We start from the raw sequence: 24,563 nt of genomic DNA on the forward strand, positions 1-24,563 counted from the left end.
ACCGGCATCTCGTGCACCAACGCCCGGGCCACCCCCACCAACCGGTCCCCCGCCGACGGGGGTTCCCGGCGCGCCAACGCCACCACCGACCCCACCGACCGGGCCGCGTCCACCGGCGCCACCACCTCCCGCGAGCACCGCACCGCATCCGTGGCCCGCGCCTGTACCGCACACACCGACCCCTTGACCCGCTCCAACACCCCGACCAGGTCCACCCGCTCCGCGTCGCTCAGCCCCCCGACATCCACCCCCGCCAGCCACCCCTGGAACGCCACCACCGGCCCCACCACACCACCACCAGGCGCGGCGGCGTCCCCGCCGGGCGGCACTGCCTCCGACACCGGTCGGGCCACGGCGCCCTCGGTGACGGCATCCCCGCTACCGGCGGCGGCGGTCTGGCCGCCGACCCCAGCCGCAGCGACCTGCTCACCGGGCGGCACGGCATCCGTCACCGGCTGCGGCACACCACTCCCCGGGCTGCCGCCCGGACCCTCACACCCCAGTTCCCCCGCCATGAGAAAACCGTACAGGTGTCCACCGACACCCCCCCGAACCCGCCACCCCACCTGTGGACGACGACAACCAACCGCACGCCCTGTGGACGAAGCACCCGGCACGACGCCCTCCAGCGCCGAGCCTCCCGCGCACCCAAGGCCCGCAAGCCCACCGCAAGCCCACGTCGAGCCACGTCGAGCCCCGACCGTCCGACCGTCCCGACACCGCCGGTCCCGGCCGTGTCGGGCGCCTGCGCCGCAGCGGCCCGTCAGGCGGAGCCGGCGGCGAGGAAGCGGCCGGCCACCTCGATGAGGCGGTCGTTGGCCTCCCGCTCGGCGATGGTCGCGCGCGCCCCGTCCGAGCCGTACGGACGAACGGTGAGCCCGGCATCCTGGCAGGCGGCCGCGAACTCGACCGTCCGAGAACCCAGCGAGAACCAGACGAAGTTCGCCTGGGCGTCCGGCGGCGACCAGCCCTGGTCTCGCAGCGCCGCCACCACCCGCTCGCGCTCGGCCACGAGCTCCTTGACGCGCACCTCGAGCTCGTCGACGGCCTCGAGCGACGCGACCGCCGCCGCCTGGGCCAGCGAGTTCACCCCGAAGGGGATCGCCGCCTTGCGCAGCGCCTCCGCGACGGGCTCGTGCGCCACGGCGTACCCGACCCGCAGCCCGGCCAGCCCGTACGCCTTGGAGAAGGTGCGCAGGACGGCGACGTTGGGTCGCGACCGGTGCACGGCGAGGGCATCCGGCGAGTCCGGGGCGGTGACGAACTCGAGGTACGCCTCGTCGATGACGACGAGGACGTCGGAGGGCACCCGCTCGAGGAACACCTCGAGCTCCGCGTCGCCGACGGTCGTCCCCGTCGGGTTGTTCGGTGTGCAGACGAGCACGACGCGCGTGCGCGGGGTGATCGCGTCGGCCATGGCGACGAGGTCGTGGCGCGCATCGGCCGTCAGGGGCACCTGCACCGGTACGGCGCCCGCGAGCGTCACGAGAATCGGGTACGCCTCGAAGGACCGCCACGCGAAGACGACCTCGTCGCCCATGTCGCACGTCGCCGCGATGAGCTGCCCGAGCACCCCCACCGACCCGGGCCCGAACGCGAGGCGAGCAGCCGGCACGCCGAGCCGCGCCGCCAGCACCTGCGTGAGGGCCCCGACCGACATGTCGGGGTACCGGTTCATCTGCGAGGCGGCGTCGCGCACCGTGTCGAGCACGGCGGGCAGCGGCGGGTAGGGGTTCTCGTTGCTGCTGATCTTGTACGCCGTGACCCCGGGCGGGGCGGATGCCGGGCGGCCGGGGGTGTAGGCCGGCAGGGCATCGAGGGCGTCCCGCAGACGCACCGGGGCGTCCGGCGCGCGCGGAGCGTCCGGGGCCGCAACGCCCTCGGTCGCACGGGTCTCGTCGGTCATGCGGACCACTGTAGGGCGGGGCGCACGCAGCACCCGACCCGGCGAGTCGCCGCCGGGCCCTCCTGCGGCGGCATCGGCACCTGCCACACTGCGGGCGTGAAGAACTTCCTCGTCCGCGTGGTCGTCAACGGCATCGCCCTGTGGGTCGCGGCCCTCGTCGTCGACGGGGTCGACCTCGCCGAGAACGAGTCCACCTTCTCGACGAAGGTCCTCACGATCGGCCTCGTGGCGCTCGTCTTCGGAGTGCTCAACGCCCTCATCAAGCCGATCGCGACCCTGCTGTCGCTGCCGTTCATCGTGCTGACGCTCGGGCTGTTCATCTTCGTCGTCAACGCGTTCATGCTGCAGATCACCGAGTGGATCAGCGACTGGCTGGGGCTGTCCTTCACCATCGACGAGTTCTTCTGGGATGCCGTCCTCGCCGCGGTCGTCATCACGTTCGTCTCGTGGGTGCTCAACATCGTCCTCCCCGAGGACGACTGACCGCGGCCGCTCCCGCGGACGGCCGGGGACGGCATCCCGGTAGGTTGGCGCCATGCGCGTCCTCGTCTCCGGCGGTGCCGGCTACATCGGGTCCCACACGGTGGTCCAGCTCGTCGCGGCCGGCCACGAGGTCGTCGTCGTGGACTCCTTCGCCAACGCCAAGCCGTCGGTGGTGGGCCGGGTCGAGGCGCTGACCGGGCAGCGGCTCGACGTGCGCTCGTTCGACCTGACCGACCACGACAAGACCGAGCACCTGTTCGCCCACGACAGCATCGACGCGGTCATCCACTTCGCCGGGTTCAAGGCCGTCGGGGAGTCGGTCGCCAAGCCGCTCGAGTACTACGAGAACAACCTGGGCTCCACCTTCTCCCTCGTGCGCGCGATGCGCCGACACGGCGTGTCCAGGCTGGTGTTCTCCTCCTCCGCCACGGTCTACGGTGCGAACGCCCCGGTGCCGATGCACGAGGACCTGCCGACGAGCGCGACCAACCCCTACGGGTGGACCAAGGTCATGCAGGAACAGGTGCTGCGCGATGTCGCCGCCGCCGACCCGACGTGGCGGATCGCGCTGCTGCGCTACTTCAACCCCGTCGGGGCCCACCCCTCGGGCACGATCGGCGAGGACCCCTCCGACATCCCGAACAACCTCATGCCCTACCTCGCCCAGGTCGCCGTCGGGCGCCGGGAGTCCCTGTCGGTCTTCGGCGGGGACTACCCCACTCCCGACGGCACCGGCATCCGGGACTACATCCACGTCGAGGACCTCGCGGCCGGGCACATCGCCGCGCTGAACCGCCTCGAGGCCGTGTCCGACCCGGTCTCGACGTGGAACCTCGGCACCGGGCACGGCACGTCGGTGCTCGAGCTCGTCGCGGCGTTCGAGCGAGCCTGCGGCCACGCCCTGCCCTACCGGATCGTCGACCGGCGCCCCGGCGACGTCGCCGCCTCCTACGCCGACCCGACCCGGGCCCACGCCGAGCTCGGCTGGCGAGCCACCCGCACCGTCGACGACATGTGCGCCGACACCTGGCGCTGGCAGAGCGCCAACCCGCACGGCTACCCCGACGCCTGACCCCGCGGACGAGGGCGGGGCGGCGGGGCGGTGTCAGGGCCGCTCCCGCAGGTCAGGCCCCGGGCAGCACCGTGTTGAACCGCAGCATGTTGCCCGCCGGGTCGCGGAACGCGCAGTCGCGCACGCCGTAGAACTGGTCCATGGGCTCCTGGAGCACCTCGCCGCCGGCGGCCCGCACGTGCTCGAAGACGGCGTCGACGTCGTCGCACCGGAAGATGAGCGGGCTGAGCAGGCCCTTGGCGAGCAGGGTGTCCATCGCCGCGCGGTCCTCGTCGCTGCAGCCGGGGTAGATGCCGACCGACTGGATCGTGATCTCGAGGTCGGGCTGCTGCGGCGTCGACACGCTGAGCCAGCGGAAGTCACCGTTCGTGACGTCCCGGGTCACCGTGAAGCCGAGCACGTCGCGGTAGAAGGTGAGCGCCTTGTCGTGGTCGTCGACGACGAGGAAGCAGTTGGCGACGGCGAGCGAGGCCGTCGGAGCGGCCGCGCCGGTCGGCTCCGCGCCGGTCGGGGTCGTGGCGGTCGTGGTGGTCCTGGTGGTCGTGGTGTCCATGCGTCGACGCTAGGCGCTCGACGCCCCGGCACGCTTCTCCGATCCTGACCGACCGCGGGTGGGCCGGCCCGCCTGCTTGGCGATGCACGGCGGGATGCCGCGCGCCTCCTCGTGCGAGCGGGCGCGGTACTCGCTCGGGGTCACCCCCATGAGCTCGGTGAAGCGCGCGCTGAACGAGCCGAGCGAGGTGCAGCCCACCGCCATGCAGACGTCGGTGACGGACAGGTCACCGCGGCGCAGGAGCGCCGCGGCCCGCTCGACGCGGCGGGTCATGAGGTGGGCGTAGGGGGTCTCGCCGAAGGCCTCGCGGAAGCTGCGGTGGAAGTGGCCGACCGACATGAGCGCGTCGCTGGCGAGCGCGGGCACGTCGAGGGGCTCGGCGTAGTCGCGGTCCATCCGGTCGCGGGCCTGCCGCAGCCGGACGAGGTCGTCCCGGTGCACCCGACCACGGTCGCACGGCGGGGCGGCCCACGGAAGGCGAGCGACCGGCATCCCGTCCACCGGCCACCGGCATCCGGCCACCGGCAGGTGAGGGTCCCCTGCCGTGGCCCGGTTCACATTCGACAACGGCCGGACGCGGTTCCGGGGCTACTACGACGGACTGTAGTTTGTACTACGTCACGTCGTATGACTTGCAGGAGTCCAGCATGGATGCCGTCGATGTCGCCAGGTGGCAGTTCGCCATCACGACCGTCTACCACTTCTTGTTCGTGCCCATCACGATCGGCCTGTCGCTGATCGTCGCGATCTTCCACACCCAGTGGCTGCGCACGCGCGACCCCGAGTACTTCCGGCTCACGAAGTTCTTCGGGAAGCTCTTCATCATCAACTTCGCCCTCGGGCTCGTCACCGGCATCGTCCAGGAGTTCCAGTTCGGGATGAACTGGTCCGACTACTCCCGCTTCGTCGGAGACATCTTCGGCGCTCCGCTCGCCTTCGAGGCGCTGCTCGCCTTCTTCCTCGAGTCGACGTTCCTCGGCATCTGGATCTTCGGCTGGGGCCGGATCCCCGAGAAGCTCCACGCGTCGACGATGTGGCTCGTGCACATCGGCACCGTGCTGTCGGCCTACTTCATCCTGGCGGCGAACTCCTTCATGCAGAACCCGGTCGGCTTCCGGTTCAACCCCGAGAACGGACGCGCCGAGATGGCCGACTTCCTCGCGGTGCTGACGAACAAGGTCCAGCTCGTCACCTTCCCCCACGTCGTGTTCTCGGCCTACATGGTCGGCGGCGCCGTCGTCATGGGCGTGGCCCTGTGGCTGCTGCGCAAGCACGCCGGCACCGCGGACGAGTCGATGTACCGCCGCGCCACCCGGTTCGGGGCCGTCTTCGCCCTCGTCGCGTCGCTCGGCGTCGTCGTCACCGGCGACATCCAGGGCAAGATCATGACCGAGGTCCAGCCGATGAAGATGGCGGCCGCGGAGGGTCTGTACGAGACGACGGCGAACGCGCCCTTCTCGGTGCTCTCGGTCGGCTCGCTCGACGGGAGCGAGGCCACCCGGATCATCGAGATCCCCGGGCTGCTGTCCTTCCTCGCCACCGGCACGTGGGACGGCGAGGTCGAGGGCATCAACGAGCTGCGCGAGAGCGAGCGGGCGATGGCCGAGAAGGTCGCCGAGCGCTACGGCCCCGACGTCGCCGCGCTCGTCATCGTCGACGACTACACGCCGATGATCCCGCTGACCTACTGGTCGTTCCGCTTCATGATGGGCCTGGGCTTCGCGACGATGGCCGCGGCCGCCGCCGTCCTGTGGGCCACCCGTCGGGGCGGCGTCCCGCTGTCGCCGCTGTGGACGTGGGTCGCGGTGCTCACCCCGCTCGCGCCCGTCTTCGCCAACAGCTGGGGCTGGATCTTCACCGAGGCCGGCCGGCAGCCGTGGATCGTCTACGGGCTCATGACGACGGCATCCGGGGTCTCGCCCTCGGTGAGCGCCATGGAGGTGTGGATCTCGATGATCACCTACACCGCCGTCTACGCGGTGCTCGCCGTCATCGAGGTCAAGCTCTTCCTCACCTACGTCCGGCGCGGCGCCGACCCCTTCGAGGACCCGGCCGACCACGCGGACGCGGACGACGACGCCCCGCTCCAGTTCGCCTACTGATCGGATCGAGGACCACTCATGGACTACGCACTCATCTGGTTCGGCCTCATCGGCCTGCTGTGGGCCGGCTACCTCGTCCTCGAGGGCTTCGACTTCGGCGTCGGCGCACTCCTCCCGGTGCTCGGCAAGGGACGCAACGCCCAGGACACCGAGAAGCGCCGTCGGGTCATGCTGACGACGATCGGCCCCCACTGGGACGGCAACGAGGTCTGGCTGCTCACCGCCGGTGGCGCCACGTTCGCGGCCTTCCCGCACTGGTACGCCACGATGTTCTCGGCGATGTACCTGCCGCTGCTCATCCTGCTCATCGCGCTCATCGTGCGGAACATGGGCTTCGAGTACCGCGGCAAGCGCGACGACGACACCTGGCGCCAGCGCTGGGACTGGGCGATCATCGGCGGCTCCATCGTCGCCCCGCTGCTCGTCGGCGTCGCCCTGACCAACGTCGTGCGGGGGCTGCCGATCGACGCCGACATGGAGTTCGTCGGCAACCTGTGGACCCTGCTCAACCCGATGTCGCTCCTCGGCGGGCTCGTCGTGCTCGGCCTCAGCCTCACGCACGGCGCGTTCTTCCTCGCCCTGAAGACGACGGGTGACATCCGGCGCGACGCCCAGGCCCTCGGCACGACCCTCGGCCTCGGCACGGCGGTGCTCGCCGTGACCCTCCTGCTGTGGCTCAACCTCAGCCAGGGCACGGTCTGGACGTGGCTCACGACGGCGGTCGCCGCGCTGTCCCTCGTCGGCGCGATCCTCGCGAACATGCGGGGCCGCGAGGGCTGGGCGTTCACCGGCACGGCCGTCACGATGGCGTCGGCGGTCGCGACGTACTTCCTCGCGCTCTACCCGAACGTCATGCCGACCACCCTCCCGGGCGGCACGTCGCTGACCATCGAGAACGCCTCGAGCAGCGAGCTGACGCTGCAGATCATGACCGTCGCGGCCCTCGTGTTCACGCCGATCGTGCTGCTCTACACCGCGTGGACCTACTGGACGTTCCGCAAGCGGCTCGGCACCCAGCACATCCCGCAGGCCGTCTCGGTGAAGTGAGCCGGCGGCATCCCCGATGAGGCCCTTCGACCCCCGGCTGCTCAGGACGGCGCCGGCCGCACGCCGGCCGGTCACCGTCCTGGCGGTCGTCGGCGTGCTCCAGGGCCTCGCGACGATCGGCCTCGCGGTGGCGCTCACGGCGCTCGTCGTGGCCGTCGTCGAGGGGATGCCGGTGGGCCCGTCCGCGCTGTGGCTGGCGGGCCTGTTCGGGGCGCGGGCCGCCCTCGCGTGGGTCGCGGAGCGGGTCGCGGCCTGGGCCGGGCTCGAGGTGACCGCGGAGCTGCGCGAGCGGCTGCTCGCCCGGTGGCTCGCCTCGCCCGCCGAGGACCGCCCCGACCCGGACCGGGCCGTCACCCTCGCCGCCCAGGGCGCCGCGAGCGTCGAGCCGTACGTCGCCCGCTTCCTCCCTGCGCTCGTCGCGGGGGTCGTCGTCCCGGTGCTCGCGCTCGCGACGCTGCTGTGGGTCGACTGGGTCAGTGCGCTCATCGTCGCGCTCACGCTGCCGCTCCTGCCGTTCTTCGCCGCCCTCATCGGCACGGCGACCCGCGCCGAGACCGAGCGGCGCTGGGCCGCGCTGTCGTCGCTGTCGGGCCACTTCCTCGACGTCATGCGCGGCCTGCCGACCCTCGTCGGGTACGGCCGGGCCGAGCGCCAGGTCGACGTCATCGGCGAGGTGAGCCAGCAGCACCGCCGGGCCACGATGAGCACGCTGAGGCTGGCGTTCACGTCGTCGGCGGCCCTGGAGCTGCTCGCGTCGATCTCGGTCGCGATCGTCGCGGTCACCGTCGGCCTGCGGCTCACCCACGGGTCGATGACGCTGCAGGCCGGGCTGCTCGCGATCCTGCTCGCGCCCGAGGCCTACTGGCCGATCCGCCGGGTCGGCGCCGAGTTCCACGCGGCGGCCGACGGCGCCGAGGCGATCGACGGCATCCTCGCCGAGCTCGCCGAGCCGGACGACTCCTCGCGGCGAGTGCGGACGTGGCCGCTGGGGCAGCCACGTCCGCACTCACCGGGGGGTGGCGCACCGGACGAGGTCGGCGTGCGCCTCGTCCGGGCCGCGTACACCTACCCGGGCGCCGACGCACCCGCGCTGACGAGCGTCAGCCTGGATGCCGGGCCGGGGCTCACCGCCGTCACCGGCCCCTCCGGGGTCGGCAAGTCGACCCTCCTCGAGCTCGCGGCCGGTCTGCGCACGCCCACTGCCGGTACCGTGCGCGCCGGCCGCGCCCACCTCGTGACCCAGCGCCCGTTCCTGCCGGCGGGTACCCTGCGCGACGCGCTCACCCTCGGCAACGGGGCCGACGACCAGGCCCTGTGGGACGCCCTGCGGCTCGTCGGCCTCGAGGGCTTCGTCGCCGGGCTGTCCCGGGCGCTCGGCACCCCGCTCGGCGACGACGGGTTCGGGCTGTCCGCCGGCCAGCGGGCCCGGGTGGCCCTGGCCCGGGCGGCTCTGTCGACCGCACCGGTGCTGCTCGTCGACGAACCCACCGCACACCTCGACGAGGACGCCGCGGCTCTCGTCCACGACGTCCTCGTCGAGCTCGGCGAGCGCCGCACGGTGCTCGCCGTGACGCACCGGCCCGAGCTCGTCGAGCGCGCCGACCGGCACGTCGTGCTGACCCACGAGGGCGCGGAGGTGCTGCGGTGAGCACCCACCCCATGAGCCTGCTCCGCCCGACCCGCGCGACGATCCACGGCGGGCTCCTCGGCGGCGCCGCGACGGCATCCGGCATCGCCCTGACCGCGACGTCGGGATGGCTCATCGTGCGGGCCAGCGAGCAGCCGGTCATCCTCACTCTGCTCACGGCCATCGTCGGGGTCCGGGCCTTCGGCATCGCCCGGCCCTTCTTCCGCTACCTCGAGCGGGTCGTGTCGCACGATGCCGCGCTCGACGACCTCGCGCAGCGCCGCACCGGCGTGTACGCCGCGCTCGTGCCGCTCACCCCGGCGCGGCTCGGGCGCCGGTCGCGCTCGAGCGTGCTCGCCGGCGTCGTCGACGACCTCACCGACGTCGTCGAGGCCCAGGTCCGGGTCACCGTGCCGGTGCTCTCGAGCGCCCTCGCCGGGCTCGTCGCGGCGCTGCTCGCCGCGTGGTTCGCACCGCAGGTCGGGCTCGTGCTCGTCGGGCTGCTCCTCGCCGTCGCGGCGACGTGCTGGCTCGCGTGGCTCGTGGAGTCGCGCTCACGCGACGAGCTGCTCGAGGCCCGGGCCGAGGTGCTTCGGGTCAGCGACCTCGTGGCGCGCCAGGCCGGTGAGCTGCAGGCGGTCGGGGCCGGTGCCACGGCATCCGGCTGGCTCCGCGACGCCCACGAGACGCTGCGCCGCGCCGTGAACCGGCAGAGCCGCGGCCGCGCGCTCGTCGCCGCGACGTTGCTCGTCGCGACCGCCGTGGCGACCGTGGCCACCGCCGCCCTCGTCGACCCCGCGGCCACCGGGGCGCCCGTCGCCGCGCTCCTCGTCGTCGTCCCGGTCGCCCTCGGCGACGCCCTCGCCCCGCTCGTCGACACGATGCGCTCGCTGGCGCGGGCGCAGGGCAGCGCGGCCCGGCTCGACGCGCTGCTCGAGCAGCAGCCCGCCGTGACCGACGCTGCCACCCCTGCTGGCGTCCGGCAGGTCGGGGGTCCTGACCCCCAAGGTGCCGGACGCAACGAGGTGTCCGGCCGCCACGTGGAGCTGCGGGAGGTCGCCGCGTCGTGGACGGGTCACGGCGAGCAGCTCGCCCCGACCGACCTCACCCTCGAGCCCGGGCGGCGGGTCGCCGTCGTCGGCCCCAACGGCTCGGGGAAGAGCACCCTGCTCGCCGTGCTCGCCCGGCACCTCGACCCGAGCCGCGGACGTCACGCGGTCGACGGCACCGACGTCCACGGCCTCGGGCTCGAGGAGGTGCGCCGGCACGTCGCCGTCGTCGACGACGAGCCGCACGTCTTCTCGACGTCGGTGGCCGCCAACCTGCGGCTCGCCCACCCGGACGCGAGCGACGCCGACGTCTCGGCCGCACTGGGTCGCGCCGGGCTGGGGGACTGGCTCGCGGGCCTGCCGGATGGCCTCGACACCCGCCTCGGCAGCGGCGGTCGCGGGGTGTCCGGCGGCGAGCGCGCCAGGCTCGGCGTGGCCCGCGCCCTCCTCGCCGACCGGCCCCTCGTGCTGCTCGACGAGCCCACCGCCCACCTCGACCACGCCACCGCCACGGCGGTCCTCGACGACGTGCTCACGGCCACCGACGGACGCAGCGTCGTCCTCGTCAGCCACCGTCCCGAGGCCGTCGACCGTTTCGACTCCGTGCTCGACCTCGGCGCAGCCTCGACGGCTGCGCGCACCCCGAAGGAGTAGCCATGCCGCACTCGACCTCCGCACCCCGTCTCGGCGACCTCGAGCGGGTCGTCATGGAGCACCTGTGGGAGGCGGCCACCGCGGGCGGCTCCCAGTTCGGCGGCGCCACCGTCCGCGAGGTGCACGACCGCTTCGAGGGCGAGCGGGAGATCGCCTACACGACGGTCATGACGGTGCTCGACCGCCTCGCGAAGAAGGGACTCGTCACCCGCGAGCGCGACGGGCGCGCCTGGCGGTACCGCCCCGCCGACACCCGCGAGGCACTCACCGCGCAGACGATGCGCCGCACGATGGACGACATGGACGTCACCGACCGGCGCACGGCCCTCCTGCACTTCCTCGACGGGGCGACGACGGACGAGATCGCCGACCTCAAGGCCGCCCTCGCCGAGATCGAGGCCCGTGCGGAGGCGGAGGTGGCGCCGGCGCCGGCACCTCGGCGTCGCCCGCTGCGGGGGCGCTGAGCCCGGGTCGTCCCTCCGCGCCCGGGTGATCCCCGGGCGGAGTCACCCGGGGATCACCCGGGCGGGGCGGCCGGGCGAGGCGGCCGCGACGGGCCGGGGTGAACCCCGACGGGCCGGGGGTGAACCCCGACGAGCCCGGCGCGCCTGTCACCATGGTGGGTGTGATCCCGTTCCTCCTCGCGGGGCTCGCCGTGCTCCTCGCGTGGGTGGCTCCCGGGCTCATGGCCCGCCAGAAACGCTTCCGCCGGGCACCCCGGGCCTCGCTCGTCGCGTGGCAGGCGGTGTCGCTCGGCGGCATCCTCGCGGCCCTTGCCGCGGCGCCGGCCACCCTCCCGCTGCTCCTCGAGGGCGAGGACGCCTTGGAGCGCACCGAGCTCGTCGCTCCGGCCGTGCTGCTCAGCACGGCCGTGCTGGCCCGCGTCCTGTACGCCGGGCACGACGTCGGCGTGCGGCTGCGTCGGGTGCGCGCCGACCACCGCCAGCTCGTCGACATCATCGCGACGCACGAGCGCGACCGCGTGCGCATCCTGCAGCACCCGACCCCGACGGCCTACTGCATCCCGGGGCGGCAGGCCCGGGTCGTGCTGTCCCAGGGTGTGCTCGACGCCCTGCCCGCCGACCAGCTCGAGGCGGTCGTCGCCCACGAGGACGCACACCTGCGTGCTCGCCACGACCTGCTCCTCGAGTTCTTCGCCGTCGTCCACCGGGCCGTGCCCGCACCGCTGCGCTCGGACGCCGCGCTGTCGGAGGTGCGCCTCCTCGTCGAGGTGCTCGCGGACCGGGCCGCGGTGCGCAGGAGCGGGGAGGTGGCGACGGCCCGGGCGCTGCTCGCCCTCGCGGGGAGCCGCACCCCGGAGGCCGCGCTCGGGGTGGGGACGACCGCGCCGGTGCGGCTGCGCCTGCTCGCCGACGGCCCGCCGCACCCGGTGCTCCCGGCCGTCGCGTACACGTATGCCGCGCTCGCCGGCACGCTCCCCCTGGTCCTGCTCGCCGCTGCGTGGACGTGAGCGCCGACCCGGCACCGGTCCAGGGATGTCAGGGATGTCAGGGGCGCAGTGGGGCGCGCGTCCGACATCACCGGAGGCGGTGGAGGGGCGCCGGCGCTAGGCCCAGCTGGGCGGCGGGGGCGGTGGCGTCGAGCCGGGCGGGGTCGGCTCGGGACCGGCGGGCGCCGTCGGAGCGGGGGGCGCGCCCCCGGCATCCGAAGCAGGCGGCGGCGGTGCGGACCCAGCCGGCGGCGGGGGCGGTGGTGGCGCCGCGGCGGCCGCAGCGGCGCCCGGAGGGGGAGGCGGGGACCCCGGGGCGCCGTAGGCCGGCGGCGCGACGGTGAGCGGGCCGAGCCGACCGCTCGACTCGAGCTCGCGCAGCGTCGCCAGGAGCCTCGCACGGTCGTCGGCGGATGCCGGCCGGCCGGTGGCCTCGAGGTAGGCGAGGACGCCGAGGTCGCGCAGCGCGCGGTCGCCACCACCCGGCCCCGGGCCGGGGGTGTTGATGCCGGCCTGGGTCATCGCGACATCGGCCTTGGCGGCGAGGTCGCTCGCGGCGGCCTTGGCCCTGTCGAAGAAGCTCATCGGGGACCTCCATGAGGGTGACCTGACTCCTGCCGGAAACCCTAGGCGGGTGTCGGGGGTTCCGCCTAGCGTTGGGGCAGGTTCTCGGGCGAGGGCCGGGGGCCACGAGTGAGAGGGCGGTCAGCCACGATGACGATCCACGGGTCGCTGTTCCAGGAGTTCAAGGAGAAGGAGACCCAGGACCCCTTCTCGCTGCAGAACAAGAAGATGCTGCGGGTCGACATGCGCTACGGGGAGGTGTGGGCGCGCACCGGGTCGATGGTGGCCTACCAGGGCGACGTGCGCTTCGTGAACAAGGGCTCGGGTGGCCTCGGCAGGATGCTCAAGGCGGCCACGACCGGCGAGGGCGTCAAGATGATGCAGTGCTCGGGCAGCGGCGAGCTGTTCGTCGCCGACGAGGCCAGCGAGATCCAGGTCATGTACCTCGAGGACGACGCCATCTCGGTCAACGGCGCCAACGTCCTGGCCTTCTCCAACTCGATCCAGTGGGACATCCACCGCATCCAGGCCCGGGGCGCCACCATGACCGGCGGCCTGTACAACGTGGCCCTGCGCGGCACCGGCTACGTCGCCGTGACGACCAAGGGCGACCCCATCGCGCTCGACGTCGCGTCGGCCCCCACCTTCGCCGACGCCCAGGCCGTCGTGCTCTGGACGGCCGGGGTCTCGATGGACATCCGCGTCGACACCGGTGGCCTGGGCTCGATGATCCGCGGCGGCACGGGTGAGCTGCTGCAGATGTCCTTCGGCGGGCAGGGCTACGTCCTCGTCCAGCCGAGCGAGTCGGTGCCCCAGGGGGCGCCGCAGTCGCAGAGCCCCGGCGGGATGCTCGGGCAGTTCCTCCAGTAGGCGGACGCCCACGGGAAGGCGCCACGCACGGGCGCCCGGCGGCATGCGCAACAATCGTCGGCATGACGGCACAGGTGACCGGGACCGACATCCTCGACGTCGCGCGCGAGCAGGTGCTCGAGCGGGGCGTGCCCCTGACCCGGGAGCAGGTGCTCGAGGTGCTGCGCACCGGCGACGACCGCCTCCAGGACCTGCTCGCCCTCGCCCACGAGGTGCGGATGAGGTACCAGGGGCCGAGCGTCGAGGTCGAGGGCATCGTGTCGCTCAAGACGGGCGGCTGCCCGGAGGACTGCCACTTCTGCTCGCAGTCCGGCCAGTTCACCTCCCCGGTGCGCTCGGTGTGGCTCAACATCCCCGAGCTCGTGCGCGCCGCGAAGGAGACCGCGGCCACCGGCGCGAGCGAGTTCTGCATCGTCGCGGCCGTGCGCGGGCCCGACGACAGGCTCATGGAGCAGATGCGCGAGGGCGTCGCCGCCATCCGGGCGGCGGTCGACATCAACGTCGCCGCCTCGCTCGGCATGCTGACCCGCGAGCAGGTCGACGACCTCGTCGACATGGGCGTGCACCGCTACAACCACAACCTCGAGGCCGGTCGCTCCTACTTCCCGAACGTCGTCACGACCCACTCCTTCGACGAGCGCTGGGACACCTGCCTCATGGTCAAGGAGTCGGGCATGGAGCTGTGCTGCGGCGGCCTCGTCGGCATGGGCGAGACCCTCGAGCAGCGCGCCGAGCTCGCCGCCCAGCTCGGCGAGCTCGAGCCGCACGAGGTGCCGCTCAACTTCCTCAACCCCCGGCCCGGCACCCCGTTCGGCGACCTCGAGCCGATGGAGACCGGCGACGCCCTGCGCACCATCGCGGCCTTCCGGCTCGCCCTGCCGCGCACGATCCTGCGCTACGCCGGTGGCCGCGAGCTCACCCTCGGCGACCTCGGCACCCGCGACGGGCTGCTCGGCGGCATCAACGCCGTCATCGTCGGCAACTACCTCACGACCCTGGGGCGCGACCCGCGCGAGGACCTCGCCCTGCTCGACGAGCTCGAGATGCCGATCAAGGCCCTCAACGAGACGTTCTGACGGCGCCCGGTCGACGGTGGTGTTCATGACCGAGCAGACGGATGCCGGGGAGCCGGTCGCGCGGCCCGGCTCGCCCGGGCTGTGGTGCGGCCAGTGCGGGGACGCCGTCGCGCAGGGCGACCACGTCCGCTGCGCCCGGCGGGCGGTGCTGGAGCCCCCGCGGTTCTGCGTGCACTGCCGTCGCCGGATGAAGGTGCAGGTCACCCCCGGCACCTGGACCGCGACGTGCGTGCGGCACGGGACGGTGGAGCAGCCCACCTGGTCGTGACCGACGCCGGGCCGGTGGTGTGACGCATCAGTCGCGACGCGGTGGGTCGTGCGGATTGCCGGACACCCGCGCGGTGGCGAGACTGGAGGTGGAGGGACCACAGTGATCGAGGTGGCTGCCATGCCCCCATCCACAGCGACACCGCCGGGCTGGTACCCGGACACCCAGTCCAGCGTTCCGCTCCTTCGGTACTGGGACGGGACGCGGTGGACGACCCAGACCAGCCTTCGACCGGCGGACGGGGGCGGTTCGCCCCCCTCGGCGGCCACCACGGCATCCGCCCGCCCGCCACGGTCGCGCTGGTGGCAGGCGGTGAAGTGGGGAGCCGTCGCCGCCTTCCTGCTCGCCACCGCCGTCGTGGGTGTCGCGCTGCTCGTCAACCACCAGCAGGTCTGCAGCGTCAGCACCAAGGGCGAGTTCACGTTCGCTGCCGCCGGCGAGCAGTGCGTGCCCAAGCAGGAGCTCGACGAGAAGCAGCAGGCCCTGACCCAGGACGTCGCCCCGTCCAAGGCTGCGGCGAGTGCAGCGCCGGTGCCGCCGAGCCTGCCCGACCTGAACGGATCGTGGCTCGGTGCGGGCGGCAGCACGTACACGATCACCCAGGGTGGCAGCCAGGCCACCATCGAGGAGTACACCCCGGGGCTCGGCCTCACCGCCGCAGGCGTCGGCACGGTGAGCGACGCGGGCGCACGGTTCCAGCTCACCGGCTACGACGGCAGCACCGGGTTCGCCGACTTCCAGCTCCAGGGGCCGGACACGCTCTCCGGGGTCATGGCCAACGTGACCTACCAGCTCCAGGCTCCCGCCGTCCTCACGCGCACCGGCTGAGCCCGTCGCCCACGACCGGCAGCCCGGTCACGTCCGGAGGCCGGCTCCCGGGAATGCCACAGGGTTGTTGACGGTTCAATCACCTGATCGGCACCCATCGGACCCCGACCTCTCCTCAGGAGCCCCCCGTGAACGTCCTCGTCCTCGTCGGCAGCCTGCGCGCCGGCTCCACCAACCGCCAGCTCGCCGACGCCGCCATCGCGCACCTGCCGACCGGCGTCGACGGCACTGTGTTCGCCCGCCTCGCCGACCTCCCGCACTACTCCGAGGACCTCGACCACGACGACGCGCTGCCCGAGGTCGGTCGCGACCTGCGCGAGGCCGTCGCCGACGCGGATGCCGTGCTCCTCGTCACGCCCGAGTACAACGGCTCGCTGTCGAGTGCCGTCAAGAACGCCGTCGACTGGGTCTCGCGGCCCCGTGGCGCGGCCGCGATCGTCGGCAAGCCCGCCGCCGTCATCGCCGCGGCAGGCTCGCCCCGCGCCGCCACGTGGGCCCGCGAGGACGGCGTCAAGGTGCTGCGCGTCGCGGGCGCCGCTGTCCTCGAGGACACCGTCGGCGTCGGCTCGTCGTTCCAGGCCTTCACCGACGGCCGGCTCGGTGACGAAGCCCTCGACGCCGAGCTCCGCTCGCTCGTGGACGACCTCGTGGATGCCGTCGAGCAGGGCGCCCGCTCCGCCGCCTGACGGCGACCCCGTGGGAGAGAATTGTCTTCGGCGGGGGATGCCTGCTCGTGGTCGCGGGGGCTGTCGCACTCGTCGGCTTCGGCGCGTGGACCGTCCGGCAGTGGATCTGGCGCTGACCGTCCCGTGCGCGAGCCGGCGCAGGGGCAGCGGCACAATGGGCGGCGATGACCCCTGGACCCAGCACCTGGCCCCACCCCGCCGGAGTCGGGTGCTCGGACGGCTGCCCTGACAGCCACCTGGGCACCCAACTCGGGGGGGCGGACGTCGGCGAGCTCCTCGCGTTCGACCGGGACCACGTGTGGCACCCGTACTCCTCGGCCGTGGAGCCCCAGGAGCCCTACCTCGTCGAGTCCGCGGACGGCATCCGGCTGAGGATCCGCGACCGGGCCGGCCGCCCTCGTGAAGTCGTCGACGCCATGTCGTCGTGGTGGTGCGCCGTCCACGGGTACGCCGTCCCCGAGCTCGACGCCGCCGCGCACCGCCAGCTCGGGGCGATGTCGCACGTCATGTTCGGCGGGCTGACCCACGAGCCGGCGATCGGGCTGTCGCGCCGCCTCGTCGAGCTCGCGCCGGACGGGCTCGAGCACGTCTTCCTCGCCGACTCGGGCTCGGTGTCGGTCGAGGTCGCGATGAAGATGGCGCTCCAGTGGCACCTCGCCGCGGGCCGCCGTCGCACCCGGTTCTTCACGATCCGCGGGGGGTACCACGGCGACACGTTCTCACCGATGTCGGTGACCGACCCGGTCGGCGGCATGCACGCCCTCTTCCGCGGCCTGCTGCCCGAGCACGTCTTCGCCCCGAGGCCCCCCGGCGGTCTCGACCGCGAGCCCGACGACCCGGAGCTGGTCGAGTGGGAGCGGCGCACGCGCGCGCTCTACGCCGCGCACGCGGATGCCGTGGCGGCGGTCATCGTCGAGCCGGTGCTGCAGGGGGCCGGCGGCATGCACGTCTACCCGCCGCACGTGCTCGCGGTGCTCCACGAGCTGGCCCGCGAGCACGGGGCGCTCGTCATCCACGACGAGATCGCGACCGGGTTCCACCGCACCGGCCCGCTGTGGGCCGGTGCGGGCCGGGCCGACGACGGCGCCCTGGCCGGCCTCGTCCCGGACATCCTGTGCGTCGGCAAGGCCCTGACGGGGGGCTACCTCACCCTCGCCGCGGTCCTGTGCACGCGCGCGGTCGCGGTCGGCGTGAGCGGTGGCGCGGCGGGCGGCCTCATGCACGGCCCGACCTTCATGGCCAACCCGCTGGCCTGCGCCATCGCGGCGGCCAACCTCGACCTGCTGACCTCGCGCGACACCGAGGCCGAGGTGGGCCGCATCGAACGCGGTCTGGTCGCGGGCCTGGAGCGGGCGGCATCCCTCGGCTCGGTGGGTGAGGTGCGGGTGCTGGGGGCCGTCGGCGTCGTGCAGCTGCGCGAGCCCGTGCGGGTGGCCGAGGTGACCGCTGCGGCGATCGACCGAGGCGTGTGGGTGCGGCCGTTCCGCGACCTCGTCTACACGATGCCGCCCTTCGTCACGTCCGACGAGGACCTGGGGCTGATCGCCTCGGCGCTGGTGCGCGCCGTGGCGGACGTGCACGGCTGAGGGGTGCTGAACGCGCAGCATGCTGCGCCTCCGGCGGCCGTGGAGCGCAGCGCGTCAGCGGCGGCGCGCCGAGAGGGCGACGAGCACCGGCCCGGACCGGCGGCTCGACGGGGCGCTCGACCCGCACCCCGCCGCGCCGTCGTCGGTACCGGACGCGCACGACCCGCACCCGCTCGCGGGGCAGCCGATGGCCAGCTCCGTGGCCTCGAGGCGCCCCATCCGCACGAGGTGGTCTACCGACGCGCGCACCGTGTCGAGCGGCAGGTCACAGCGGGTGGCGACCTCGCCGAGCGAGTGCGCACCGGCGTCGAGCGCCGCGAGCACCGCGGTCAGGGGCCCACCCGTGGCGCTCACGAGACCACCCGCCCGACCTGGAAGACGAGCACGGCGAGGGTCCACGCAACGACGAGCTGAAGGCCGACGCCGAAGGCGGTCCACCGGGTGCCCAGCTCGCGCCGCTGCGCCGCGAGGGTCGCGACGCACGGGGTGTAGGCGAGCAGGAAGACCATGAATGCCGCGACGGCCGCCCCGGTGTGGCCGCCACTGGCGACGGCGAACGTCTCGTGCAGCTGCACCCCGAGCGCGCCCGGGTCCTGCGACGACGCCGGCGCCGCGAGCGCGTAGGTCTGCGCCCACGACGAGATGACCGCCTCCTTCGCCACGAACCCGACGAGCAGCGCCGAAACGGCCTCCCACTGCCCGAAGCCGGCCGGGGCCAGAAGCGGTGCGACCGACCGGGACAGCGCCGCGTACAGGCTCTCGCTCACCGGCACGTCGCCGAAGGACCCCGCCCCCACCGGGATCGACTGGAGCAGCCACACCACGACGACGGTGGCGACGATGATGCCGGATGCCGTGCGCAGGAAACCCTGCAGCCGCAGCCAGGTGACCGACAGGCTCAGCCGAGCCGTCGGCCGCTGGTAGGGCGGCAGGTCGATGACGAGTGGGTCCGCGCCGAGCGCGCGCCACAGGGTGGCCCGCAGCGCCAGTCCGACGAGCACGACGAGCACGATCGACACGACGTACATCGCGAACACGACGCTCCCCGCATGGTCCGGGAAGAACGTCGTCGCGAGCAGCACGTAGACGGTCAGGCGCGCCGAGCAGGACGTGAACGGCACGAGCAGCGCCGTGAGCACCCGGTGCCGCGCGTCGGGCAGGATCCGCGTGGCGGCGACCGCCGGCACGTTGCACCCGAAGCCGACGACGATCGGCAGGAACGCCCGCCCGGGCAGCCCGAGCCGGCTCATCAACCGGTCGGTGACGACCGCCGCACGGGCCATGTACCCGGAGTCCTCGAGGAGGGCGAGCAGCAGGAACATGAGTGCCATGAGCGGGACGAAGGTCAGCAGCATGCCCACGCCGGCGATGACGCCGTCGAGCAGGAGACCACGCACCGGTGTCCCGCCGAGCCCCACCGCATCGACGAGCCGGCCGCCGGCCGCCGTGACCGGCCCCGACACGAGGGCGTCGAGAGCGTCCTGGAGCGGCGCGGCGAGCGTCGTCGTCGCCTGGAACACGAGCCACATGACGCCGAGGAAGAGCAGGGGCCCCACGACCGGGGCCGTCGCCAGCCGGTCGATGCGGTCGCTCCACGTGCGGCGCGTCATCGCCCGGGTGCTCATGGATGCCGTCACCGCCGTGTCGATCCAGGCGAACCGTTCGTCGGCCAGGGCCAGCTCGTCGGCCAGCGGGTCGTCGGCCGACTGCTCGTCGGCGGGCTGGTCGTCGGCCGGCTGCTCGACGCGGCGTCGCGGACGGACGGCACCGGCGCCCAGCGCCGTTCGGACGGCCGCCAGGAGGTCGTCGACCCCGTTCCGGCGGCGCGGGTCGAGCGGGACGACGGGGCAGCCGATGGCGGCGGCCAGGGCCACGGCATCCACCCGGACGCGACGGCGGGCGGCGACGTCGCCCATCGTCAGCGCGACGACGACGGGCAGGGCCGTCTCCCGCACCTGGGCGACGAGGTAGAGGCTGCGCGCGAGGTGGGCCGCGCTCGCGACGACGACGACGACGTCCGGTCGGGCCCCGCCCTCGGCGAGCACGACGTCGCGGGTCAGGGCCTCGTCGGGGCTCAGCGGGTCGAGCGAGTAGGCACCCGGCAGGTCGACGACGTCAGCGACCCGACCGCCCACGGCGCACCCACCGCGTCCGACCTCGACGGTCGTGCCGGGCCAGTTGCCGACCGTGCGACGCGCCCCGGTGAGAGCGTTGAAGAGGGTCGACTTGCCGACGTTGGGGGCGCCGGCGAGCACGACGACCGGCGCACCGCGCGGGGCCCGGGGCGCGGAGCCGTCCTCGTGGCAGGAGGGCCCGGTGGCGGCGCGCGGGCGTGGGGGCGGGGGCACCGTGCTCACGGCGGGGCGGGCGGCCCGGGACGCACCTCGGTGGTCTGCACCGACTCCAGGACGTCGCGCCCGAGCGCGATGCGGGACCCGGCGACGTCGACGACGCGACCGCCGCCGGACGTCCGCTGCACGCAGCGGACGTGGCTGCCCGGGCGCAGTCCCAGCTCGGACAGGCGACGGACGAGGACGGTCGGCCCGGCGGTTGCGACGACGCGCTGCTCGGTGCCGATCGGAGCCCGCGCGAGGGACGACGCCACGCCTCGACGCTAGCACCGGGTTAGGCCGCCCTAAGCAGGAGTGCAGGCCACCTCACACCGCCCCGGTCACGGCGTGCCGGCCCGGAGGACCGGAGGGCCAGAGGGCCAGAGGGAGGACGGGGCCGGACCGGCCGGATCCGCGTCGCCGTGGCAGGATCGACGCCGTGACGAGCCCCCTCGACTGGATCCGCCAGGCCGCCGCGACCCGGGAGGACGCGGGCCTGACCCGACGCCTCGCGACGACGAAGCACGGCGACGGGCTCGACCTCGCGGGCAACGACTACCTCGGCCTGCGCACCCACCCGGCGGTCGTCGCCGGGGCGGTCGCCGCGGCCGAGACCTACGGCGGCGGCGCCGGGGCGTCGCGCCTCGTGACCGGCACGCTCGACGTCCACGACGAGCTCGAGGCCGCGCTCGCCGCCCTCACCGGCGCACCTTCGGCGCTCGTCCTGTCGACCGGCTACGCCGCGAACCTCGCCGTCCTCACGACGCTCGCCGACGCGGGCACCCTCGTCGTCAGCGACGAGCACGCCCACGCGAGCCTCATCGACGGCTGCCGCCTCTCGCGCGCCGCCGTGTCGGTGAGCCGCCACAACGACCTCGACCACGTCGCCGAGCTGCTCGGCCGCCGCGAGGCGCCGCGGGCGGTCGTCGTCGCCGAGTCGATCTACTCGGTGCTCGGCGACGCCGCCCCCGTCGAGGACCTCATCGCGCTCACCGCCGAGGCCGGTGCGATCCTCGTCGTCGACGAGGCCCACGCCCTCGGCGTCGTCGGCCCCGGCGGCGGCGGCCTCGTCGCGGCCGCCGGCCAGGCGGGTGCCGAGCACGTCGTCGTCACCGCGACGCTGTCGAAGTCGCTCGCCGCCCAGGGTGGTGCGGTGCTCGCCTCCCCCGACGTGCGCGAGCACCTCGTCAACACGGCACGTCCGTTCATCTACGACACGGGCCTCGCGCCGGCCTCGGCCGGGGCCGCCCTGGCCGCCCTCGGGGTGCTGCGCGAGCACCCGGAGCTGACCGCCCGGGTCCACGCGAACGCCGCCCGGCTCGCCGGCGCCTGCGGGGTCGAGCCCCCCGCGGGAGCCGTCATGTCGGTGGAGGTGCGCGGGCCGCACGAGGCGGTGGAGGCCGTCGAGACGGCGCGGGCGCACGGCATCCGGATCGGGTGCTTCCGGCCGCCCTCGACCCCCGACGGAACCTCTCGGCTGCGCCTCACCGCGCACGCCGACCACGGCGAGCACGAGCTCGACCGCGCGTGCGACGTGCTCGCCGCCCTGACCGCCCGTGGCTGACCCCCGGTCGCTCACCTCGGTCGTCCTCGTCACGGGCACCGGCACCGAGGTCGGCAAGACGGTCGTCACCGCCGCCCTCGCCGCGGTCGTCCGGCAGCGCGGCAGCACCCTCGCCGTCGTCAAGCCTGCCCAGACGGGGCTGGCACCCGGGGAGCCCGGCGACGTCGACGTCGTGCGACGGCTCGTCGGCGACGACCTCACGACCCACGAGCTCGTGCGGCTGCGCGACCCGCTCTCGCCCGAGGCCGCCGCCCGGCGCGAGGGGGTCGTCCTGCCGGCCGTCGGCGCGCACGCGAAGCGGATCGGCGAGGTCGCCGCGCAGTCGGAGGTCGTGCTCGTCGAGGGCTCCGGCGGTCTCCTCGTGCGGCTCGACGGTCGCGGGGGGACCCTCGCGGACCTCGGGGTCGCACTGCGCTACAAGGGCATCGGCTGCGGGGTCGTGCTCGTCGCGACCGCCGGGCTCGGCACCCTCAACGCGGCGGCCCTCACGGCCGAGGCGCTCGCCGCCCGCTCGCTGCCACTGCTCGGGGTCGTCGTCGGCTCGTGGCCCGCGCGGCCGGGGCTCGCCGAGGAGAGCAACCTCGTCGACCTGCCGCGGGTCACCGGCGCCCCGCTGTGGGGGCGGGTGCCCGACGGGGCCGGCCGGATGCCGCGTGCCGACTTCCTCGCCGCCGTCCCCTCCTGGTTCTCCCTCGACTGATTGCACTTCGTGCGGGTTGGGTGCGGTTCGCCCGCGCGGACCGTGCGAGAACCGCGCACAGGTCGCACGAAGTCGGGGAGGGAGGATGGGGGCATGAGCACGAGCACCGAGGCCGGGCCGTACCGGGTCACCGTCGTCTGCTGGGGCAACATCTGCCGCTCGCCGATGGGTGAGTTCCTCCTGCGCGAGGCATTCGAGGAGGCCGGCCTCGGCGACCGGGTCGTCGTCGACTCGGCCGGCACCTCGGCGGACGAGCTCGGCAACGGCATGCACCCGCGCACCGCCGCCGTGCTGCGCCGCAACGGGCACGCCGACACCGGTTGGGACGGCCACGTCGCCCGCCGGTTCGAGCGGTCCTGGTTCGACCGCTCCGACCTCGTGCTCCCCGTCGACCACGTGCACGTCGACCGCCTCGAGCGCCTCGCCCGCGACGACACCGACCGCGCCAAGGTGCGCCTGTTCCGCTCCTTCGACCCGGATGCCGTCGCGTCCGGCGAGCTCGGGATGGACGACCCCTGGTACGGCACCGACCCCGCCTACGACCAGACCTACGCCGAGATCGCCGCCGCCCTGCCCGGCATCGTCGAGCACGTGCGCCGCGAGCTCGAGGCGCGCGACCGGCCCTGACCCGCGGGCGGCGGGCACCCGGCATCCCGGGACCGCCGCTCTGGGAGGATGGGGCCATGCCCGGCCATGACCACGCGACGAGCCTCGCGGCATCCACCTCCCTCGCCGACGCGCAGCCGCCGATCGCGCTCGGCGCGCTCGACGGGCGCTACCGCGGCGTCGTCGCCCCCCTCGTCGACCACCTCTCCGAGCCCGCCCTCAACCGGGCCCGCGTGCACGTCGAGGTCGAGTGGCTCATCCACCTCACCGAGCGCGAGGTCGTGCCCGGGGTGCGCCGGCTCACGGCATCCGAGCAGGAGGCCCTGCGCGACGTCGTGCGTGGCTTCGGTGCCGCCGAGATCGAGGAGATGGCCGCCACCGAGCGGGTCACCCAGCACGACGTCAAGGCCGTCGAGTACTTCCTCAAGAAGCGGCTCACCCGGATCGCCCCGGACCCGGGGGACCGCGGCCTCGCCGAGCTCATCCACTTCGCGTGCACGAGCGAGGACGTCAACAACCTCTCGTACGCCGTCATGGTCAAGGGCGCGGTCCACGAGGTGTGGCTGCCCCGCGCGACCGCGCTCGTCGAGAGGCTCGCGACGATGGCCTCCGACCTGCGCGACGTGCCCCTCCTCGCCCACACCCACGGCCAGCCCGCGACGCCGACGACGATGGGCAAGGAGGTCGCCGTGCTCGCGTGGCGGTTGCAGCGCCAGCTCGCCCGGATCGAGGACGCCGAGTTCCTCGGCAAGCTCAACGGCGCCACCGGCACGTACGGCGCGCACCTCGCCGCCGTGCCGGAGGCCGACTGGCAGGGCATCAGCCGCGAGTTCGTCGAGCACCTCGGCCTGGCCTGGAACCCCCTGACGACCCAGATCGAGAGCCACGACTGGCAGAGCGAGCTGTACGCCGACGTCGCGCGCTTCAACCGGGTGCTGCACAACATGTGCACCGACGTGTGGACCTACATCTCGATGGGCTACTTCGCCCAGGTGCGCGGCCAGGGCACCGTCGGGTCCTCGACGATGCCGCACAAGGTCAACCCGATCCGGTTCGAGAACGCCGAGGCGAACCTCGAGGTGAGCAACGCCCTGCTCGACGTGCTCGCCGCGACCCTCGTCCAGAGCCGGCTCCAGCGCGACCTCACCGACTCCTCGATGCAGCGCAACATCGGCTCGGCCTTCGGCCACAGCATCCTCGCGATCGACAACGCGACGCGGGGGCTCGACGGGCTCGACGCCGTGCCGGCCGCGATGGCGGCCGACCTCGACGACAACTGGGAGGTGCTCGGCGAGCCGATCCAGTCGGCGATGCGGGCGCTCGGTGCCCGCGGTGTGCCCGGCATGGAGGAGCCCTACGAGCGGCTCAAGGAGCTGACCCGCGGCCGGCGCATCGGCCGACCCGAGCTCGTCGAGTTCGTGCGGGGCCTCGGGCTGCCGACCGACGTCGAGGAGCGCCTCGCCGCGATGACACCCGCCACCTACGTCGGGCTCGCGCCCGCGCTCGTCGACCACCTGCGCTGACCCACGCCGGATGCCGGAC

Annotated in this window: 25 protein-coding genes and 1 pseudogene; 18 read left to right on the plus strand and 8 right to left on the minus strand. The window is 74.0% G+C overall.

Going from position 1 to position 24,563, the window contains the following annotated elements; genetic code table 11:
* Together ABD899_RS08120 and ABD899_RS08125 are read right to left on the minus strand one after the other, a co-directional pair.
* A pseudogene (locus ABD899_RS08120) lies at window positions 1-515 on the minus strand (hypothetical protein); the annotation flags it as partial.
* Window positions 516-763: 248 nt separating this feature from the next.
* A complete protein-coding gene (locus tag ABD899_RS08125; RefSeq protein ID WP_345204450.1) occupies window positions 764-1,906 on the minus strand; it encodes a histidinol-phosphate transaminase in 1,143 nt (380 codons plus the stop codon).
* A 96-nt stretch (window positions 1,907-2,002) separates the two neighbouring features.
* On the opposite strand from ABD899_RS08125, the gene ABD899_RS08130 reads away from it, so the two are divergent.
* Together ABD899_RS08130 and galE are read left to right on the plus strand one after the other, a co-directional pair.
* Complete coding sequence (locus ABD899_RS08130) at window positions 2,003-2,389, plus strand: phage holin family protein (RefSeq protein ID WP_345204452.1); 387 nt, start codon at window positions 2,003-2,005, stop codon at window positions 2,387-2,389.
* Window positions 2,390-2,441: 52 nt separating this feature from the next.
* Window positions 2,442-3,461 (plus strand): UDP-glucose 4-epimerase GalE, encoded by a 1,020-nt coding sequence (gene galE, locus ABD899_RS08135; protein ID WP_345204453.1) that lies wholly within the window; start codon window positions 2,442-2,444, stop codon window positions 3,459-3,461.
* Between the two features lie 52 nt (window positions 3,462-3,513).
* On the opposite strand, the gene ABD899_RS08140 is transcribed toward galE, so the two are convergent.
* Window positions 3,514-4,014 (minus strand): VOC family protein, encoded by a 501-nt coding sequence (locus ABD899_RS08140; RefSeq protein WP_345204455.1) that lies wholly within the window; start codon window positions 4,012-4,014, stop codon window positions 3,514-3,516.
* Between the two features lie 9 nt (window positions 4,015-4,023).
* The gene (locus tag ABD899_RS08145) at window positions 4,024-4,410 is read right to left on the minus strand and encodes a helix-turn-helix transcriptional regulator (RefSeq protein WP_425474954.1); all 387 of its coding nucleotides are present in this window, start codon (window positions 4,408-4,410) and stop codon (window positions 4,024-4,026) included.
* A gap of 251 nt (window positions 4,411-4,661) precedes the next feature.
* Between ABD899_RS08145 and ABD899_RS08150 the strand changes: the two genes are divergently transcribed.
* From ABD899_RS08150 to ABD899_RS08175, 6 genes are all read left to right on the plus strand, one after another.
* Complete coding sequence (locus ABD899_RS08150) at window positions 4,662-6,116, plus strand: cytochrome ubiquinol oxidase subunit I (protein ID WP_345204460.1); 1,455 nt, start codon at window positions 4,662-4,664, stop codon at window positions 6,114-6,116.
* A gap of 18 nt (window positions 6,117-6,134) precedes the next feature.
* Entirely contained in the window at window positions 6,135-7,163 is a 1,029-nt protein-coding gene (gene cydB / locus ABD899_RS08155) for a cytochrome d ubiquinol oxidase subunit II (RefSeq protein ID WP_345204463.1), read from the plus strand.
* A gap of 16 nt (window positions 7,164-7,179) precedes the next feature.
* Window positions 7,180-8,811, plus strand: coding sequence for a thiol reductant ABC exporter subunit CydD (gene cydD, locus ABD899_RS08160; RefSeq protein WP_345204465.1), 1,632 nt, complete (start codon window positions 7,180-7,182; stop codon window positions 8,809-8,811).
* Window positions 8,808-10,493 carry a thiol reductant ABC exporter subunit CydC gene (cydC, locus tag ABD899_RS08165; protein WP_345204467.1) on the plus strand — a complete coding sequence of 562 codons (1,686 nt, stop codon included), beginning with the start codon at window positions 8,808-8,810 and terminating at the stop codon, window positions 10,491-10,493. Before cydD ends, cydC begins: the two co-directional genes overlap by 4 nt.
* 2 nt (window positions 10,494-10,495) lie before the next feature.
* Window positions 10,496-10,957: a BlaI/MecI/CopY family transcriptional regulator gene (locus ABD899_RS08170; RefSeq protein ID WP_345204469.1), complete on the plus strand. Its 462-nt coding sequence runs from the start codon at window positions 10,496-10,498 to the stop codon at window positions 10,955-10,957.
* A 161-nt stretch (window positions 10,958-11,118) separates the two neighbouring features.
* On the plus strand, window positions 11,119-11,964 hold the full coding sequence (locus tag ABD899_RS08175; protein ID WP_345204470.1) for a M56 family metallopeptidase: 846 nt from the start codon (window positions 11,119-11,121) through the stop codon (window positions 11,962-11,964).
* A 96-nt stretch (window positions 11,965-12,060) separates the two neighbouring features.
* On the opposite strand, the gene ABD899_RS08180 is transcribed toward ABD899_RS08175, so the two are convergent.
* Complete coding sequence (locus tag ABD899_RS08180) at window positions 12,061-12,528, minus strand: hypothetical protein (protein ID WP_345204472.1); 468 nt, start codon at window positions 12,526-12,528, stop codon at window positions 12,061-12,063.
* Window positions 12,529-12,657: 129 nt separating this feature from the next.
* Between ABD899_RS08180 and ABD899_RS08185 the strand changes: the two genes are divergently transcribed.
* The 6 genes from ABD899_RS08185 (at window position 12,658) to ABD899_RS08210 (ending at window position 17,821) form a co-directional block, all read left to right on the plus strand.
* Window positions 12,658-13,377 carry an AIM24 family protein gene (locus ABD899_RS08185; RefSeq protein ID WP_345204475.1) on the plus strand — a complete coding sequence of 240 codons (720 nt, stop codon included), beginning with the start codon at window positions 12,658-12,660 and terminating at the stop codon, window positions 13,375-13,377.
* 62 nt (window positions 13,378-13,439) lie between these two features.
* Window positions 13,440-14,453, plus strand: a complete 1,014-nt coding sequence (bioB, locus tag ABD899_RS08190) for a biotin synthase BioB (protein ID WP_345204477.1) — start codon at window positions 13,440-13,442, stop codon at window positions 14,451-14,453.
* A 25-nt stretch (window positions 14,454-14,478) separates the two neighbouring features.
* Window positions 14,479-14,721 carry a biotin synthase auxiliary protein BsaP gene (gene bsaP, locus ABD899_RS08195; RefSeq protein WP_345204479.1) on the plus strand — a complete coding sequence of 81 codons (243 nt, stop codon included), beginning with the start codon at window positions 14,479-14,481 and terminating at the stop codon, window positions 14,719-14,721.
* 120 nt (window positions 14,722-14,841) lie between these two features.
* Window positions 14,842-15,549, plus strand: coding sequence for a DUF2510 domain-containing protein (locus tag ABD899_RS08200; RefSeq protein WP_345204481.1), 708 nt, complete (start codon window positions 14,842-14,844; stop codon window positions 15,547-15,549).
* Window positions 15,550-15,677: 128 nt separating this feature from the next.
* Window positions 15,678-16,235: an NADPH-dependent FMN reductase gene (locus tag ABD899_RS08205; RefSeq protein WP_345204483.1), complete on the plus strand. Its 558-nt coding sequence runs from the start codon at window positions 15,678-15,680 to the stop codon at window positions 16,233-16,235.
* A 164-nt stretch (window positions 16,236-16,399) separates the two neighbouring features.
* The gene (locus ABD899_RS08210; protein ID WP_345204486.1) at window positions 16,400-17,821 is read left to right on the plus strand and encodes an adenosylmethionine--8-amino-7-oxononanoate transaminase; all 1,422 of its coding nucleotides are present in this window, start codon (window positions 16,400-16,402) and stop codon (window positions 17,819-17,821) included.
* 54 nt (window positions 17,822-17,875) lie between these two features.
* Here ABD899_RS08210 and ABD899_RS08215 read toward each other — a convergent pair whose 3' ends face one another.
* Genes ABD899_RS08215 through ABD899_RS08225 form a run of 3 tightly spaced genes read right to left on the minus strand, consistent with a single transcriptional unit; the run spans window position 17,876 to window position 20,426 of the window.
* Window positions 17,876-18,175: a FeoC-like transcriptional regulator gene (locus ABD899_RS08215; protein ID WP_345204487.1), complete on the minus strand. Its 300-nt coding sequence runs from the start codon at window positions 18,173-18,175 to the stop codon at window positions 17,876-17,878.
* Complete coding sequence (gene feoB / locus ABD899_RS08220; protein ID WP_345204489.1) at window positions 18,172-20,178, minus strand: ferrous iron transport protein B; 2,007 nt, start codon at window positions 20,176-20,178, stop codon at window positions 18,172-18,174. Before feoB ends, ABD899_RS08215 begins: the two co-directional genes overlap by 4 nt.
* Complete coding sequence (locus ABD899_RS08225; protein WP_345204491.1) at window positions 20,175-20,426, minus strand: FeoA family protein; 252 nt, start codon at window positions 20,424-20,426, stop codon at window positions 20,175-20,177. Before ABD899_RS08225 ends, feoB begins: the two co-directional genes overlap by 4 nt.
* Window positions 20,427-20,590: 164 nt before the next feature.
* Here ABD899_RS08225 and ABD899_RS08230 point away from each other — a divergent pair, with 164 nt between their 5' ends.
* The 4 genes from ABD899_RS08230 (at window position 20,591) to purB (ending at window position 24,544) form a co-directional block, all read left to right on the plus strand.
* Window positions 20,591-21,715 carry an 8-amino-7-oxononanoate synthase gene (locus ABD899_RS08230; RefSeq protein ID WP_345204494.1) on the plus strand — a complete coding sequence of 375 codons (1,125 nt, stop codon included), beginning with the start codon at window positions 20,591-20,593 and terminating at the stop codon, window positions 21,713-21,715.
* Complete coding sequence (gene bioD / locus ABD899_RS08235) at window positions 21,708-22,415, plus strand: dethiobiotin synthase (protein ID WP_345204497.1); 708 nt, start codon at window positions 21,708-21,710, stop codon at window positions 22,413-22,415. Before ABD899_RS08230 ends, bioD begins: the two co-directional genes overlap by 8 nt.
* Window positions 22,416-22,508: 93 nt before the next feature.
* Window positions 22,509-23,042 carry a low molecular weight protein-tyrosine-phosphatase gene (locus ABD899_RS08240; protein WP_345204499.1) on the plus strand — a complete coding sequence of 178 codons (534 nt, stop codon included), beginning with the start codon at window positions 22,509-22,511 and terminating at the stop codon, window positions 23,040-23,042.
* Between the two features lie 56 nt (window positions 23,043-23,098).
* Entirely contained in the window at window positions 23,099-24,544 is a 1,446-nt protein-coding gene (gene purB / locus ABD899_RS08245; protein ID WP_345204501.1) for an adenylosuccinate lyase, read from the plus strand.
* Window positions 24,545-24,563: the final 19 nt, after the last annotated feature.

Origin of the sequence: Fodinibacter luteus, assembly GCF_039541575.1 — a bacterium.
GTDB classification, from domain to species: domain Bacteria; phylum Actinomycetota; class Actinomycetes; order Actinomycetales; family Dermatophilaceae; genus Fodinibacter; species Fodinibacter luteus.